The organism is [Flexibacter] sp. ATCC 35208 (assembly GCF_001975825.1).
Classification (GTDB): domain Bacteria; phylum Bacteroidota; class Bacteroidia; order Chitinophagales; family Chitinophagaceae; genus Chitinophaga.
This window is the reverse complement of record NZ_MTKN01000036.1, coordinates 81,668-82,152: the sequence shown is the minus strand read 5'-3', so window position 1 is coordinate 82,152 and position 485 is coordinate 81,668. Positions and strand designations below refer to the sequence as shown.

1 protein-coding gene is annotated in these 485 nt (G+C 49.7%); it reads right to left on the bottom strand.

The features are described 5' to 3' along the window. A partial coding sequence (locus BW716_RS36855; RefSeq protein ID WP_220388805.1) for a hypothetical protein occupies positions 1-485 on the bottom strand: 485 nt, incomplete at both ends.

The following is a 485-nucleotide window of genomic DNA, read 5'->3' as shown; positions in this document are numbered from 1 at the left end:
GGTGTGATGGTCAGGGTACCGGAACAATCGTCGGTAGCAGTCAGGTTTACAGCAGCTGGTACGTTGTCACAACTTGCTGTCACGTTAGCCGGAGCGGCGGTGGTGAACTTAGGTGCAGTGGTATCAACAACCGTGATGGTCTGCTGAGCGGAAGTCGTGAGACCACAACGATCTACGGCTGTCCAGGTACGCATGATGAGGGTAGTACATGCATCAGGCGTTTGAGTATTGTCGGTATAAGTTACAGTCAGGGCTTCATTGCTGAAAGGCTGGTGACTGAATACTGGTGTACCGAACAGTGTAGTATAGTCTTTACCAGCTACGCAATTAGTCGTTACGGAAGCAGGAACAGATACAACTACAGGAGATGTAGTGATTCTTCTCAGTTTCACCACGTTGCTGATGGTATTGGAGCAGGAACCGGAAGTTACGATCCTTCTGAACCATACGGTATCAGCGGTGAGTGTAGCAGGGGTATAAGTAGC